Source organism: Streptomyces sp. NPDC005576 (assembly GCF_042871745.1).
Lineage (GTDB): Bacteria > Actinomycetota > Actinomycetes > Streptomycetales > Streptomycetaceae > Streptomyces.
This window is the reverse complement of sequence record NZ_JBIAJC010000001.1, coordinates 319,874-334,393: the sequence shown is the minus strand read 5'-3', so window position 1 is coordinate 334,393 and position 14,520 is coordinate 319,874. Positions and strand designations below refer to the sequence as shown.

Sequence of the window (14,520 nt, the reverse complement as noted above, 5' to 3'; positions counted from 1 at the left end):
AGTCCTGAGGGGGGTGGTCTAGGGTTCCGGGAACGACGGCCTCTGTATGTGATGCATAAGACATCTGTCCTGCTGCTCTATCCGGAAGCACTACCGGTGGGTAACGTCCGGGCAGTCCAGTCGTGCTCACCCCACTGAGCACCTGCCAATCGTGGACCGTTCCGGTGCGTCACACAGAGCCGTGGCACCGGAGCCCGATGAGGAGCAGCAGTCTTGCGCGAGTTCAGCCTTCCGGCCCTGTACGAGGTCCCGACGGACGGCAACCTGACGGATCTCATCCGCCGCAACGCCGCTCAGCATCCCGCCACCGCGGTGATGAGCCGCAAGGTGGCCGGAGTATGGACCGACGTGACCGCGACCCAGTTCCTGGCCGAGGTCAGAGCCGTCGCCAAGGGCCTCATCGCCTCGGGCGTCCAGCCGGGCGACCGGGTCGCCCTGATGTCGCGCACCCGCTTCGAGTGGGTTCTCCTCGACTTCGCGATCTGGACCGCGGGTGCCGTGACCGTACCGGTGTACGAGACCAGCTCGGCGGAACAGGTCCAGTGGATCCTGGGTGACTCGGGCGCCGTCGCGGTGATCGTGGAGAGCGACGCCCACGCCGCCTCGGTCGCCTCCGTCCGGGGGGCGCTGCCGGATCTCGAACAGGTCTGGCGGATCGACGGGGGCGCGGTGGACGAACTGACCGCGGCCGGCGCGGAGGTCTCCGAGGAGACCGTGGACGCGCGGACGACCGCGGCGAAGGCCGACGACCCGGCCACCATCGTCTACACCTCCGGGACCACCGGCCGCCCCAAGGGCTGCGTGCTCACCCACCGCAGCTTCTTCGCGGAGTGCGGGAACGTCGTGGAGCGGCTGAAGCCCCTCTTCCGCACCGGCGAGTGCTCGGTGCTGCTCTTCCTCCCCACCGCGCACGTCTTCGGCCGGCTGGTGGAGGTGGCGGCCGTGATGGCGCCGATCAAGCTCGGCTGCGTACCGGACATCAAGAACCTCACCGACGAGCTGGCCTCTTTCCGGCCGACGCTGATCCTCGGTGTCCCGCGGGTCTTCGAGAAGGTCTACAACGCGGCCCGCGCCAAGGCGCAGGGCGACGGCAAGGGCCGGATCTTCGACCGGGCCGCGGCGACGGCCATCGCCTACAGCCAGGCGCTGAGCACCCCGAAGGGCGCCTCCCTCGGGCTGCGGCTCCGGCACCGGCTCTTCGACCGGCTCGTCTACGGCAAGCTCCGCGCGGTGCTGGGCGGCCGCGGCGAGTACGCGATCTCCGGCGGCGCCCCGCTCGGCGAGCGGCTCGGCCACTTCTACCGGGGCATCGGCTTCACCGTCCTGGAGGGCTACGGCCTCACCGAGAGCTGTGCGGCCACCGCCTTCAACCCGTGGGACCGGCCGAAGATCGGTACGGTCGGCCAGCCCCTGCCCGGGTCCGTCGTGCGGATCGCCGACGACGGCGAGGTCCTGCTCCACGGCGAGCACCTCTTCGGGGGGTACTGGGGGAACGAGGCGGCGACCGCCGAGGCACTGGCCGACGGCTGGTTCCACACCGGTGACATCGGCACCCTGGACGAGGACGGCTACCTCGCGATCACCGGCCGCAAGAAGGAGATCATCGTGACGGCGGGCGGCAAGAACGTCGCCCCCGCCGTGATCGAGGACCGCATCCGCGCCCACGCCCTGGTCGCCGAGTGCATGGTGGTGGGCGACGGGCGGCCTTTCGTCGGCGCGCTGGTCACCCTGGACGAGGAGTTCCTCGGCCGCTGGGCCGCGGAGCACGGCAAGCCCGCCGGTTCGACGGCCCGTTCGCTGCGCGAGGACCCCGAGCTGCTGGCGGAGGTCCAGCGGGCGGTGGACGACGGGAACGCGGCGGTTTCCAAGGCGGAGTCGGTGCGCAAGTTCCGTGTACTGGACGCCCAGCTCACCGAGGAGGCGGGACACATCACGCCCTCGCTGAAGCTGAAGCGGAACGTCGTCGCCAAGGACTTCGCCCACGAGATCGAGTCGATCTACGGCGGCTGACCCCCCGCAGCACGCCGGAGAGGCCCGCACGCGATCAGGAGCGTGCGGGCCTCTTCCGTGGTGCACGGGGTCAGAGCAGCGTGCGGAGCCTCTCGGCGAGCAGGTCCCAGCGCCACTTCTCCTCGACCCACTCGCGCCCCCGCTCCCCCATCCGGCGGCGGAGTTCGGGGTCGCCGAGCAGGGTGGTGATCCGGTCGGCGGTGTCCTCGGCGTCGCCGCCGCGGACCACCCACCCGGTCTCGCCGTCCAGGACCGCGTCGGGCGCCCCGCCGGAGTCGCCCGCCACCACCGGCAGTCCGGTCGCCGATGCCTCCAGGTAGACGATGCCGAGGCCCTCCACGTCCAGGCCGCCGCGCCGGGTCCGGCAGGGCATGGCGAAGACGTCGCCGGCGCCGTAGTGGGCGGGGAGCTCGTCCCAGGGCACGGCGCCGGTGAAGCGGACGGACTCGCTCACCCCGGTGTCGGCGGCGAGCCGCTCCAGGTCCTTGGCGTACGGCCCGCCGCCGACGACCAGCAGCACGGTGTCGGGGTGGCGGGCGAGGATCGCGGGCATCGCGAGGATCAGGGTGTCCTGGCCCTTGCGCGGCACCAGCCGGGAGACGCAGACGACGACGGGCCGGTCGGTGAGCCCCAGCCGGGCCCTGACCCGGTCGCCGCCGGACGCCGGGTGGAAGGTCTTCTCGTCGACGCCGGGCGGGAGTTGCACCATGCGGCCCGCGGCCTCGGGGGTGAGCGCGGCGGCGATCCTGGACCGGGTGTACTCACCGAGGTAGGTGATCGTGTCGGTGCCCTCCCCGATGCGGCGCAGCAGTTGCCGGGAGGCGGGGAGCTGCGCCCAGCCCGCCTCGTGGCCGTGGGTGGTGGAGACGAGGCGGCGGGCCCCGGCCCTGCGCAGCGCGGGAGCCATCAGCCCGAGCGGGGCGGCGGCACCGAACCACACGGAGGTGCAGCCGTGTTCCCGCAGCAGTCCGGCCGCGCGCCGGGTGACCCTGGGGGTGGGCAGCAGCATCGTCGTGCGGTCGCGGACGACGGTGAAGGGCTGTTCGGCGTCGAAGTCGGCGGTGGCCCGTACGCCCTCCTCGGTCCGCTTCCAGGTGGAGCCGTAGACGACGAGCCGTCCGGGGTCGAGCCGGAGCGCCATGTTGTGCAGGAAGGCCTGGATGCCACCGGGGCGGGGCGGGAAGTCGTTGGTCACGATCAGGGTCTTGTCCATCGCCGCCGACAGTAACGGACGACCGCGTGCGACGGGCCGTCACCTGCCGGGAACGGCCCCGGGCGACCGGCCGCGCCTGAGTCCCGCGCACCGCCGGGCCCGGCATCATGGCTGACCGGGCGTACGGCACGAGGTCCGTCGTCCGGTTCGGGTCGCATGCGGGCCCGGCATGATCCGGACGACGGATCGAGGGGCAGGAGCGCCATGACGGGACGGGCCGGAGCGGGGGGACTCCTCGCGGTCTGGGGGTTGACCAGGGCGCTTCTGCTGCTCTGGGTGCTGAAGGTGGTCACCGCCCCCGGGCTGGACGTCACCGTGGACGTCTCGGTGATCTACCGGGGCTGGTACGACGTGCTGCGCACCGGGGTCTTCCCGGCGGGCGATATCACCTGGCAGTACCCGCCGGCGGCGGCGCTGCCGGTCCTCTCCCCCGCGCTGCTGCCCTTCCTGGAGTACGCGACGGCGTTCTCCGTGCTCGTGCTGGTCTGCGACGCGCTGGTGGTGGGGGTGCTGCTGCGGGCGGGCTCTCGGCCGGGGTCCCGGCGCGCGGGTGCCTGGGTCTGGGTGGCGGGCGTACCGCTGCTGGGCCCGACCGCCTACGCCCGGTACGACCTGATGGTGACGGCGGTCGCGGTGGCGGGGCTGCTGGCCGGAGTGCGCCGCCCGAGGGTGCTGGGGGCGCTGGCGGCGTTCGGGGCGCTGCTGAAGGTGTGGCCGGTGCTGGTGCTGCTGGGGACCGCCCCGGGACGGGTGACCCGACGCGCCTGGTCTGCGGCGGCGGTGACGGCCGGGGTGGTGGCAGCGGGGTTCTGGCTGGCGATGCCGGGGGCGTTCGAGTTCCTCGCGTACCAGCGCGACCGGGGCACCGAGATCGAGTCGCTGGGCGGTCTGGCGCTCCATCTGGCCCGGTGGTCCGGCTGGCCGGGGCGGATCGAGCTGAGTTACGGCTCGATGGAGTTCCTCGGCCCGGGGGTGGACCTGGTGTCGTCCCTGGCGCTCTGGCTGAGCGTGGCGGGGTTCGGCTGGCTGGTGGTGTGGCGGCTGCGGGCGCGTACCTTCGCGGCGCACACCGCGGCGGACGCGGCGTTCACCGCGGTGCTGCTCTTCACGACGACGAGCCGGGTGATCAGTCCGCAGTACCTGGTGTGGCTGGTCGGTCTCGCGGCGGTCTGCCTGGTCTTCCCGGCCGGCCGGATGGCCCGGCCCGCGTGCCTGGTCCTGTTGGCCTGCCCGGTGACCTTCCTGGAGTTCCCGCTCGGCTTCGGGCACGTGGTGGCGAGCGACGGCACGGGCGTGGCCCTGCTCCTCGTACGGAACGGCCTGCTGGTCGCGGCGTCGCTGATCGCGGCGACGCGGCTGTGGCGCTCCACCGGACGGGCGGCCGCCCCGGTGGTGGCGGCGGAACCCGGGGAGCGGGTGCCTCAGCCGAGCCGGTCGGCGAGGTAGTCCCGCCAGCGGGTGGTGAACTCCCGCTCGCCGACGCCGAGTACCTTCTCCATCGCCGTGTCCACCGCCCCCTCGCGTCCGCCGTGCGCCCCCACCGCCCGGTAGAGGTCGGTGAGCGCGTCCTCGCCCCACTCCCCGGCGATGAGCGCGCAGGCGAGCCAGCCGCCCTCGTACGCCCGTGCCAGCTCGTCCGCGTCCCGGTCGAAGGCGAAGTCGTCGTCCAGGGGCAATGCGGCGGGCAGGTCGCGGGCGCGGACGGCGGTGGCGAGTTCGGGAGCGATCTCGTCGGCCGTCCGGTCCTCCCGCCGGTACGCGGCCCAGTCGGCGAACCCTTCGGAGAGCCAGAGCGGGGTGGCCGCGGTGGTGGCGGTGCGGGTCGCCACGTGGGTGGTCTCGTGGGTGAGGACCACCCGGCGGCCGAAGGTGCCGAGGGTGGCGTACGCCTCGGGGTTGACGACGACCCGGTCCGCGAGGCCCGGCTGCCCTTCGCCGCTGGAGACCGCGCCGGTGGTGACCGCCGCTATTCCCCGGTAGCTTCCGTCCGACGAGCCCAGGAGCCGCGCCATGTCCTCGGTGGAGGCCGGGACGAGGTAGACCGCCCGTGCCGCCCAGGGGTCCGGCCAGGCGGCGGAGACCGCGGGGACGGCGTGGTCGGCGGTCTCCGCGATCTCGCGCAGTTCCTTCGCCGGGCGGCCGACGCCGAGGACCAGGCTGTGGGTGCCGTGCACCACGACCACGGGGCCCTGGTCCCAGAGCGGTACGGCCGCGTCCTTCGCGGGCCGGTCCGCCGTGAGGTACCAGGACCCGCCCGAGCCGTCCCGGGCGACCTCCAGGGTGCGGCGGGCGGTCGCGGGGGCGGTGTCGAAGCCCGCGACGCGGTAGGCCAGCTCCACGTCCGCGGTGGCCCGGTCGGCACCCCGCTCGGTCACCGCCTTCACGGTGTACGTCCAGGAGCGCAGGGGTACCTGCGCCAGGGCGGCCAGTTCGGTGCGCTGGGCGGTACGCAGGGCGGCGGCGTCCGGGTCGACGACGTCCAGGTAGCCGGCGGTGTCCTGGTGCAGGACGGCTGCGGCCCGCCGGTCGAGGACGTCGGTGATCTGCCGGGCGGTGGCGGAGTCAGCGGTGCGGTCCGGGGCGGCGGCGCAGCCTCCGGCGGACAGCAGTCCGGCGAGGAGCAGCCCGAGGAGCGGGGCGGCCGCCGCACGCCGGGTGCGGGGGCGGCCCCGCCACGCGGGGGGCCGGAGCGGCGCGAGTCGTGCCATCGCGCCGATCGTACGGTCAGACCCGGGTGACCGAGGAGACGGGCATCATGCCGACGGGGTCGAAGCGGACCCGGGCGCCCGGGTACGGGGCGTGGATGACCCGGCCGTTCCCGGCGTACATGGCGATGTGGCTGGCGTCCGCCCGGTAGGCGACGAGGTCGCCGGGGAGCGCCTGGGAGAGCGGCACCATGCGGCCGGCGTACCGCTGGGCCTGGGAGGTGCGGGGCAGGCTGACGCCCGCGCGGGCGTAGGCCCACTGCATGAGTCCGGAGCAGTCGAAGCTGCCCGGGCCGTTGGCTCCCCAGACGTACGGGCGCCCCAGGGCCTGCCGGGCGGCGGCCAGGGCTGCCAGTGCCCTCGCCGAGCCGGGAAGGCCCTCGGTGGCGATCGGCGGTGCCGCCGGCCCGTCGGCGCCGCCCGGGCCGGGGGGACCGCCGGAGCGGGACGCGTCGTCGCCGAAGGCGGCGCGCTCCTCGGGCGGAAGGGCGGCCAGCAGCCGGCGGGCCTCGGCCAGCTTCGACTCGACGGTGCGCTTGTGGCGGGCCACGGCGGCCCGGCCGCGTTCCAGGTCCCGCAGGTCGTCCGCGGCCTCGGCGCGGATCTGGTCCATCTTCTGGCGGGTCCGGCGGAGCTTGTCGAGTGCGAGCGACTGGCGGGCGCCGAGCCGGTCGAGGGTGGCGGCCCGGTCGAGGTAGGTGTCCGGGTCCGAGGAGAAGAGCAGCGCCAGGGCGGGGTCGAGGGAGCCGGCGCGGTACTGCGCCCCGGCGAGGGCGCCGAGGTCCCCGCGCATCCCGTTGAGGGCGGCCCGGGTGCGGGCGGCGGCCTCCTGGGCCCGGCCGACCTCGTCGCGGAGGCGGTCGGTCTCCTCGCCGGCCCGGTTGTACTCCTCGGTCGCCCGCTCCGCCTCGCCGTACAGCTGGTCGATACGGGCCCGGGTGGCCTCCCGGTCGTGCACCGGCTCCGCGCTCGCGGGCGCCCCGGTGAGACCGGCGGCGGCGCTCGCCGCGGCCGCCGTCAGGACCGTGGCGCGGACACCCCGGTTGAGGCCGGACTGGTGGGGACGGCGATGGGACACCACGGGGGTCGTACTCCTTCCGCTGCGCGCGTGCGCACGCGGCCCCCTGCCGCCCGGGACGGGCGGGACGACGGACGGAGGCCGCACAGCAGACAGACAGTAGTCGTCCGGTCACACCCGGCCAAGGACCGCGCGGGCCGCGCGCGGGGGCGAAATGACTCCGCCCCGGCGGTGACCTCGGTCTCCGTCGGGGCGGGGCGTCGTGCGGGGGTGTACCGATTCGCCCGTTCGGGCGTCGGGCGAGCTCCGTCGGGCGAGGGCCGGGCGGGCCTCAGATGCGGACGCCGACCTGGAAGCTGCCGATGGTGTCCATCGACTCGTAGCGGACGAAGGCACCGGGGTGCGGGGCGTGCAGCACCGTGTTGTTTCCCGCGTACAGGGCGACGTGCGAGGTGTTGTTGAAGAACACCAGGTCGCCCGGCTTCAGCGAGCTGCGGCCGATCTGGGTGCCCTGGTTGATCTGCGTGTACGTGGTGCGGGTGATCGCCACACCGGCCTGGGCGTAGGCCCACTGCGTGAGGCCCGAGCAGTCGAAGGAGCTGGGGCCCGTGCCGCCGGAGACGTACGGCTTGCCGATCTGCGTGGCGGCGTTGGCGAGGGCGGCGGCGCCGAGGGCGGAGGCGGGGACCTCGTTGCCCAGGTCGACGCGGGTACCGGCGGAGCGGCTGGCGCGCGCGTCCTGGTCGGCCATCCTCTGACGCTCGGCGGTGGTGAGGGTGTTCAGCAGGGCCTGCGCGTCGGCGAGCTTCTTCTGGAACTTCTTCTTGTTCGCGCCGAGGGCGTCGCGGACCTCGGAGAGCTCGGAGAGCTTCCCTTCGGCCTCCTTGCGCTCCTGGGCGAGGGTGCGCTGCTTGGCCTGGATCTTCTCCAGCGACTCGGTCTGCTTCGCCGTCATCTGGTCGAGCGCGGAAGCCTGGTCGAGGAAGCTGTCCGGGTCCGAGGCGAGGAAGAGCTGTACGGAGGGGTCGATGCCACCGGAGCGGTACTGCGCGGTGGCGATCGAACCGAGTTCGCCGCGGAGGCTGTTGAGGTCGGCCTGCTCGCGCGCGACCTTGTCCTGGAGGGCGTCGACCTCCTTCTTCAGCTTCTCCTGCTGCTCCTTGGCCCCGTTGTACTTCTCGGTGGCGGCCTCGGCCTCGTCGTAGAGCTTGTCGACCTTCTCCTTGACCTCGGCCTTGGTGGGCTTGGGGTCGGCGTGCGCGGCCTGGGCGGACAGGGCGACGGCGGCCGCGGCGGTCGCGGTGAGCACGGTCACCCGAGCGCGGCTCGGCTGCTTGGGTCGACGGTGGGACGCCACGAAGGCGAGCTCCTTCTTCCTCAGAGCCGCCTACCAGACCGGAGGGCAGTGCACCCGGAACGACCCGGCTCCGTACGTCACGGACTCGGCGGTTCCTTCGCCGTCACCCCGAATGAGTGATCAACCGTGCGAAGGTTCGAGGCCCGACCCTAGTGACCAAGCTGTGATCAGTTCAAATCCTCGTCGGTAAATCTTCGTCACATTCGGCCCTCGCGCACCGTCGACGCACCGCGTGTGGCCGGAAGTTGACGGTACGTACTCCGGATTACGGCCGAAAAGCAGCTGAAGCGCAGCATGCCGCCCACACCGGGACAGCCCTCAGACGCGCGAAAGCCGCTTCAGGAGCAAGGCGGACGCGACGGGCCTGGCACCCACCTTGGCCACCCCGTCCGCCACCTCCCGGTCGGTGGAGACCACCACGAGGGGGCGTCCCTGGGGTTCGGCACGGGCCAGTTGGCGGATCAGCTCGTCGGCGGTCACCCCGGCCTTGCTGAAGAGCACCCGGACTCCGCGGGGCGGCGCGAGCAGCACCGGCACGGCGAGCTCCGCCCCGTCGAACACGCAGGTCATCTCGGCGCCGGTCTGCGCGGCGAGCATCGAGAGGCCGCCCAGCAGTCTCAACCGCTGCTTCTCCAGGGGCATCTGCGGGTAGCCGGTCTTCGTGACGTTGTAGCCGTCGACGATCAGGTGCGCCTGGGGCAGGGCCAGGAGCTGGTCCAGCAACGCCGGATCGGTCTCCGAAAGCGCCCGCGCGGCGATGTCCTTGGGCGACATCCGGCCCGGCTCGACCGCGTCCACCCCGTCTGCGGGACGGGACGTCGCGGGCGGCAGCGCGAGTTCGCGGCGCAGCCCCGCGGCGGCGTCGAGCACGGTGTCCAGCAGCAGCCGCAGCCGCATGTCCTCGACCGAACGGCCCTCGCGGGCGGCCCTGCGGCCCGTCTCCACGGCCGTCTCGGCCTCCGTCAGGCGGGTCTTGAGCCGCCGGGTCTCGCTTTCGGCACGGGAGACCTGTGCCGCCGCCTCCGCGCGTACGGCGTCCGCCTCCGCGGCGGCCCGGCGCAGCGCGGCCTCGTGGCGCTTGACCTCGCTGAGGGCGCTGCGCAGCTTGCGGTGGAGCGACTCGGACTCCTTGCGGGCGGCGTCGAGTTCGGCGCGGAGCCGCTCGGTGTCGGCCTTCGTCTGGCCGCGCGCCTGAGCCAGCTCCTCGCGCAGGCGTTCCGTCTCGCGCCGGGTCTCGTCGTCGACGCGCTCCGCACTGGCCCGCTGGACCTCCTCGCCGGCCGCCTGCACCAGCTTGACCCAGCCGACGGGGCGCAGCACGTAGGCGGCGGCGGCGACGTCCACCGGATCGGCGGCGGCCGGGGGTGCGCCGCTCTCCAGGGCGCGGGCCAGCTCCGGCTGGGCCGCCGCGATCCGCTCGCCGATGCGCCCGCGGAAACGCGCGTCGCCCTCCAGGGCCGCGGCCATGGCGTTTCCGGCGAACTTGGCCCGCCGGGTGGGGGTGAAGCGGGCATACTGCCGCAACTGGGCGGGCAGCTCGCCGACCGTCAGACCCCCGAAGGCGTCCGAGACCAGCGCGACGACCCGCCGCCGCACTCCCTCGGGCAGCGGGCGGTCGAGCGCCTCGACGGCGCCGTCGGCCCCATCGGCCGGATCAGCGCCGTTGGTCGGCTGCTCCACCATCCGTCACCCCATCGTGTCTGTGGTGCGACTCCGTCAGGAGTCGGCACCTGGCCTGTCCACCAGTTCGATCTGGTCCACCGCGTTGCACCAGCGGCAGCGCACCGATTCGATCGTCTCACTGACGACCTCCCGCTCTTCGACGCTGGCCTCACCGGCCAGGTCGAGGTGGATGTACTCCACCACCTTCGACGACCGCGTCACGTCGAAACGAGTGAGGTTCCCGCAGAGCGTGCAGCGCCAGCGGGTCGCGTCGGTCGGCTGGGGAACCGTCGTCATCGTGCCGTCCTCTTTCGTCGTCGGGCCTCGTGCCGTCCCGGACCGAGCCCCGTCCTGTCCTGCCTCAAGGATCTCGCGGTGCGCCGTCGAACTGCGGGTGTCCTGGGGCAACCCTACGGCCTCGTGCCCCGCCACCGGCACGGCGAGGCGGCCCGGCCCGTTCCGTCCCGGTACGTCATGCTCCGTGCATGATCGAACAGCGTGACGGGGGCCCGCCGGGCGCCGTACGGAGACTCCGCCTCCCCGCGGCGGCGGGCGGTGCGCCGGTCACGTACGGCCTCATCGCCGTGTGCTGCCTGGTCTTCGTCGCCTCCCCGGTCTCCGGCTTCGGCCCCTCCTACGGCACCGCCGACGCGTTGCTCGCCGCCCAGGCCGGGTACTTCGAGCGGTGGGGCGTGATCCCCGCCGAGTTGTGGGGCGGCTCCGCCCACGCCTGGCTCACCCCGTTCACCGCCCTCTTCGTGCACGGCGGCTGGCTGCACCTGCTGGGCAACATGCTCTTCCTGCACGTGTTCGGCGCCATGGCCGAGGAGCGGATGGGCCACCTGGGCTTCGCCCTCTTCTACACGGGCTGCGGCTACCTGACCCTGGTGGTCTACGCGGCGGCGTACTCCGGCTCCGAGCAGACGCTGGTCGGAGCCTCGGGGGCCATCTCGGCGGTGCTCGGGGCGTTCCTCCGCCTCTTCCCCCGGGCGCGGGTCACCAGCATCTTCCCGTTCCTCCTCTTCCTGCCGCTCCGCTTCCCGGCCTGGATCGTGCTCCTGTTCTGGTTCGCCCTCCAGTGGCTGGCGGCCCGGAGCGCGGCGAGCGGTCCGGGCGTGGCCTATCTGGCCCACGTGGCCGGGTTCGCCGCCGGGTTCGTCCTGGCCCGGGGGGCGCACCGGCGTGGGGCTAAAGTGAAGGCACCAGCCACGGCCACCGAGGGAGAAAGCCAGCCGTGATCACCGCGATCGTGCTCATCAAAACCAGCGTCGACCGGATTCCGGAGATCGCGGAGTCCATCGCGGCGCTCGACAGCGTCAGCGAGGTCTTCTCGGTCACGGGCACGTACGACCTGATCGCCATGGTCCGGGTGGCCCGGCACGACGACCTCGCCGAGGTCATCCCCGGCCGGATCAGCAAGATCCCGGGTGTGGAGGGCACCGACACGCACGTGGCCTTCCGCACGTACTCCCAGCACGACCTGGAAGCCGCGTTCGCCATCGGCCTGGACGCGTAACCACCTCTTCCGCACAGCACGTCGGGCGGGTACGGGCAGCCGCCCGTACCCGCCCGACGTGCTGTCGGCAGCCGCGTCAGAGCTGCGCGGCGCCCCGGTCCGGGACGCAACGGCCGCCCTCGGTGCGGTACTTCCACTGGGCGCCCTCGCTCACCAGCTCGCCGACCGCGCGCACGAAGCGGTCCACGTGCTCGTCCGGCGTACCGGCGCCGAAGCTGACGCGGATGGCGTTCAGGGAGCGCTCGCCCGGCTCGGCCTCCGGCGCGCCGCACTCGCCCGGGTCCTGCGGTTCGCTGCCGAGCAGGGTGCGGATCAGCGGGTGGGCGCAGAACAGGCCGTCGCGGACTCCGATGCCGTACTCGGCGGAGAGCGCGGCGGCGAAGTGGGAGCTGTTCCAGCCCTCCACCACGAAGGAGATGACGCCGACGCGCGGGGCGTCATCGCCGAAGAGCGAGAGCACCTTGACCTCCGGCACCTCGGCGAGGCCCGCGCGGACCCGGGCCACCAGCCGCTGCTCGCGGGCGACCAGCTTGTCGAAGCCGGCCTCGGTCAGGGCCTTGCAGGCGGAGGCGATGGAGTAGACGCCGATGACGTTGGGCGAACCTGCCTCGTGGCGGGCGGCGGTGGTGTGCCACTCCACGTCCACGCCGCCGTCGGTGCGCCGGGCGACCTTCTTCGACGCGCCGCCGCCGGCCAGGTAGGGCTCGGAGTCCTGGAGCCAGTCGGCGCGGCCGGCGAGGACGCCGGAGCCGAAGGGGGCGTAGAGCTTGTGGCCGGAGAAGGCGACCCAGTCGACGTCGAGCCCGGCGATGTCCACCGGGTGGTGCGGGGCGAGCTGGGCGGCGTCCAGCACGATGCGGGCCCCGTGCGCGTGGGCCGCGGCGGCCAGTTCACGGACCGGCCACAGCTCGCCGGTGACGTTGGAGGCTCCGGTGACGCAGACGAGGGCCGGGCCGTGGGGGTCGCGTCCGGCGAGCGCGCGCTCCAGGGTCTCGACGGCCTGCTGCGGGGTGCGCGGCGCGTTGAGGTAGGTGACCCGGGCGTCGCGCCAGGGCAGCAGCGAGGCGTGGTGCTCGGTCTCGTACACGAACACCTCGCAGTCGGCCGGGATCACGGCTGCGAGCAGGTTGAGGGAGTCGGTGGTCGAGCGGGTGAAGATCACCTGGTCGTCGGGGCGGCAGCCGAGGAACTCCGCGACGGTGGCGCGGCTGTTCTCGAAGAGGTCGGTGGAGAGCTGCGAGAGGTATCCCGCGCCGCGGTGCACGCTGCCGTAGTACGGCGCGTAGGCCGCGACGTCGTCCCAGACCCGCTGGAGCGCAGGGGCGCTGGCCGCGTAGTCGAGTGCCGCGTAGGTGACTTCGCCGCCGGTGACGAGCGGGACGGTGACGTCCTTGCCGAGAACCGGCAGCGGGGCGGTCTCCGCGTCGGATTCGACGGAAACAGCGGGGGTGTTGACGGCAGCAGAAGACACGGACATGACGAACTCCCGGATCACGCAGGCGAATTCACCGCGCCGGCGGATACGCGGCAGCGCAGTGCGAAGAGATGGAGGTGTGCGGAGAAGGGCTGTGCGCCCTATCGCATTCGCTTGCTCACAGAAGGCTCCCTAGGGACCAGGACCCCGGGGTTGGCATTCAAGGATGCCGAGGGGCCCGCGCTTGCCGCAGACCTCGCTGCCTGCGGCCTGGTCTTCACCCGGGGCACCCCGCCACGGACGGAGGGTTGCCGGACAGCGGGCCGGGGCCGTAGTCGCTGTCACTCATGACCTGCCAGCATCTTGCCACACGTGCCGGTGAACGCAAGGGCACGTTCCGCGATGCGGACCGTGCCCTCGTGCGCGCGTACGGCGGTGGGTCAGGCGTTGCTGGCCGCCACCCAGCGCTCCAGCGCGCGGTGCGCGGCCCCGGAGTCGACGGACTCGGCGGCGGCGGCGATCTTGGCGCCGATCTGCTCGGTGAGGGTGCCCTCCCCCGGGTCGAGCGCCACGAGCGCCGCCGCCGTGTTCAGCAGCACCGCGTCGCGCACGGCACCCTTCTCGCCGTCCAGCACCCGGCGGGCGACATCCGCGTTGTACGAGGGGTCGGCGCCGCGCAGGGCCTCGACCGGCACCAGTTCCAGCCCGACGTGGCGCGGGTCGAAGGCATGCTCGCGCACCTCGCCGTCCCGGACCACCCAGACCCGGGAGGTCGCGGTGGTGGTCAGTTCGTCGAGCCCGTCGTCGCCGCGGAAGACGAGCGCGGAGTTGCCGCGCTCGGCGAGGACGCCGGCCACGATGGGTGCCATCCGGAGGTCGGCGACCCCGACGGCCTGGGCGCGGACGTGGGCGGGGTTGGTGAGCGGGCCGAGGATGTTGAAGGTGGTCTGGGTGCCCAGTTCCTTGCGGGCCTTGGCCGCGTACCGCAGGGCCGGGTGGAACTTCACCGCGAAGCAGAAGGTGATGCCCGCCTCCGCCGCCACCTCGGCGACCCGCTGCGGAGTCAGCTCCAGGTTGACGCCGAGCTTCTCCAGGACGTCGGAGGCGCCGCTGGCGGAGGAGGCGGACCGGTTGCCGTGCTTGACGACCTTGGCCCCCGTGCCGGCGATCACGATCGCGGACATCGTGGAGATGTTGACCGTCTTCGCGAGGTCACCCCCGGTGCCGACGATGTCGACCGAGGGACCGGGCACCTCGATGGTGCGGGCGTGCGCGTACATCGCGCGCACCAGGCCGCTCACCTCGGCGACCGTCTCACCCTTGGCGCGCAGCGCGACGGCGAAGCCCGCGATCTGCGCGTCGGTGGCGTCCCCGCTCATGATCCGGTCCATGGCCCAGGCGGTGTCGTCCGCGGCGAGGTCCTCGCCGCGCAGCAGGGGCGTCAGCACGCCGGACCAGGAACGGTCCGCCGCGCTGTCGCCGCCGTTCGGGGTCGCCACGTTCATGGTCCGCTCCAAGAATCCACAGCCGGAAAGGGGGTGCCCGATCACCTTATCGGGGCACGCGGACGGCGAAGAGCCCCGTCCGGCGAATGGACGGGGCTCTCGCTGTGGCGATCAGTTCAA

General features: G+C 73.2%; 12 protein-coding genes and 1 riboswitch. Of the genes, 4 read left to right on the top strand and 8 right to left on the bottom strand.

Annotation, left to right across the window (positions count from 1 at the left end; all coding sequences use genetic code 11):
* Positions 1 to 213 precede the first annotated feature (213 nt).
* A complete protein-coding gene (locus tag ACFYPN_RS01485; RefSeq protein ID WP_358758064.1) occupies positions 214 to 2,010 on the top strand; it encodes an AMP-dependent synthetase/ligase in 1,797 nt (598 codons plus the stop codon).
* Between the two features lie 70 nt (positions 2,011 to 2,080).
* Here the strand turns inward: ACFYPN_RS01485 and ACFYPN_RS01480 are convergent, their stop codons facing one another.
* The gene (locus tag ACFYPN_RS01480; RefSeq protein WP_389296405.1) at positions 2,081 to 3,223 is read right to left on the bottom strand and encodes a glycosyltransferase family 4 protein; all 1,143 of its coding nucleotides are present in this window, start codon (positions 3,221 to 3,223) and stop codon (positions 2,081 to 2,083) included.
* 204 nt (positions 3,224 to 3,427) lie between these two features.
* Between ACFYPN_RS01480 and ACFYPN_RS01475 the strand changes: the two genes are divergently transcribed.
* Positions 3,428 to 4,669: a glycosyltransferase 87 family protein gene (locus tag ACFYPN_RS01475; RefSeq protein WP_389296404.1), complete on the top strand. Its 1,242-nt coding sequence runs from the start codon at positions 3,428 to 3,430 to the stop codon at positions 4,667 to 4,669.
* Here the strand turns inward: ACFYPN_RS01475 and ACFYPN_RS01470 are convergent.
* The 5 genes from ACFYPN_RS01470 to ACFYPN_RS01450 all read right to left on the bottom strand — a co-directional run bounded on the left by ACFYPN_RS01470 (position 4,645) and on the right by ACFYPN_RS01450 (position 10,262).
* Entirely contained in the window at positions 4,645 to 5,931 is a 1,287-nt protein-coding gene (locus tag ACFYPN_RS01470; RefSeq protein ID WP_389296403.1) for a hypothetical protein, read from the bottom strand. The genes ACFYPN_RS01475 and ACFYPN_RS01470 overlap by 25 nt on opposite strands.
* A 16-nt stretch (positions 5,932 to 5,947) precedes the next feature.
* Complete coding sequence (locus tag ACFYPN_RS01465; protein ID WP_389296402.1) at positions 5,948 to 7,009, bottom strand: NlpC/P60 family protein; 1,062 nt, start codon at positions 7,007 to 7,009, stop codon at positions 5,948 to 5,950.
* 268 nt (positions 7,010 to 7,277) lie between these two features.
* Entirely contained in the window at positions 7,278 to 8,303 is a 1,026-nt protein-coding gene (locus ACFYPN_RS01460; RefSeq protein ID WP_358758055.1) for an NlpC/P60 family protein, read from the bottom strand.
* Between the two features lie 318 nt (positions 8,304 to 8,621).
* On the bottom strand, positions 8,622 to 9,983 hold the full coding sequence (locus ACFYPN_RS01455) for an NYN domain-containing protein (protein ID WP_358758123.1): 1,362 nt from the start codon (positions 9,981 to 9,983) through the stop codon (positions 8,622 to 8,624).
* A 36-nt stretch (positions 9,984 to 10,019) separates the two neighbouring features.
* Positions 10,020 to 10,262, bottom strand: a complete 243-nt coding sequence (locus tag ACFYPN_RS01450; protein ID WP_358758054.1) for a hypothetical protein — start codon at positions 10,260 to 10,262, stop codon at positions 10,020 to 10,022.
* A 188-nt stretch (positions 10,263 to 10,450) separates the two neighbouring features.
* On the opposite strand from ACFYPN_RS01450, the gene ACFYPN_RS01445 reads away from it, so the two are divergent.
* Together ACFYPN_RS01445 and ACFYPN_RS01440 are read left to right on the top strand one after the other, a co-directional pair.
* Positions 10,451 to 11,203 carry a rhomboid family intramembrane serine protease gene (locus ACFYPN_RS01445; protein WP_358758052.1) on the top strand — a complete coding sequence of 251 codons (753 nt, stop codon included), beginning with the start codon at positions 10,451 to 10,453 and terminating at the stop codon, positions 11,201 to 11,203.
* A complete protein-coding gene (locus ACFYPN_RS01440) occupies positions 11,200 to 11,481 on the top strand; it encodes an Lrp/AsnC ligand binding domain-containing protein (protein ID WP_358758050.1) in 282 nt (93 codons plus the stop codon). Before ACFYPN_RS01445 ends, ACFYPN_RS01440 begins: the two co-directional genes overlap by 4 nt.
* 76 nt (positions 11,482 to 11,557) lie before the next feature.
* On the opposite strand, the gene ACFYPN_RS01435 is transcribed toward ACFYPN_RS01440, so the two are convergent.
* Positions 11,558 to 12,958: an aminotransferase class V-fold PLP-dependent enzyme gene (locus ACFYPN_RS01435; protein WP_389296401.1), complete on the bottom strand. Its 1,401-nt coding sequence runs from the start codon at positions 12,956 to 12,958 to the stop codon at positions 11,558 to 11,560.
* Positions 12,959 to 13,130: 172 nt separating this feature from the next.
* Positions 13,131 to 13,248: riboswitch (SAM riboswitch) on the bottom strand.
* A gap of 87 nt (positions 13,249 to 13,335) precedes the next feature.
* Positions 13,336 to 14,400: an anthranilate phosphoribosyltransferase gene (gene trpD / locus ACFYPN_RS01430; protein ID WP_389296400.1), complete on the bottom strand. Its 1,065-nt coding sequence runs from the start codon at positions 14,398 to 14,400 to the stop codon at positions 13,336 to 13,338.
* Positions 14,401 to 14,520: the final 120 nt, after the last annotated feature.

Coding starts and splice junctions, on each gene's coding strand:
- ACFYPN_RS01480 (WP_389296405.1), bottom strand. CDS start 3,223: ATGGACAAGACCCTGATCGTGACCAACGACTTCCCGCCCCGCCCCGGT.
- ACFYPN_RS01475 (WP_389296404.1), top strand. CDS start 3,428: ATGACGGGACGGGCCGGAGCGGGGGGACTCCTCGCGGTCTGGGGGTTG.
- ACFYPN_RS01470 (WP_389296403.1), bottom strand. CDS start 5,931: ATGGCACGACTCGCGCCGCTCCGGCCCCCCGCGTGGCGGGGCCGCCCC.
- ACFYPN_RS01450 (WP_358758054.1), bottom strand. CDS start 10,262: ATGACGACGGTTCCCCAGCCGACCGACGCGACCCGCTGGCGCTGCACG.
- ACFYPN_RS01445 (WP_358758052.1), top strand. CDS start 10,451: ATGATCGAACAGCGTGACGGGGGCCCGCCGGGCGCCGTACGGAGACTC.
- ACFYPN_RS01435 (WP_389296401.1), bottom strand. CDS start 12,958: ATGTCCGTGTCTTCTGCTGCCGTCAACACCCCCGCTGTTTCCGTCGAA.
- trpD (WP_389296400.1), bottom strand. CDS start 14,400: ATGAACGTGGCGACCCCGAACGGCGGCGACAGCGCGGCGGACCGTTCC.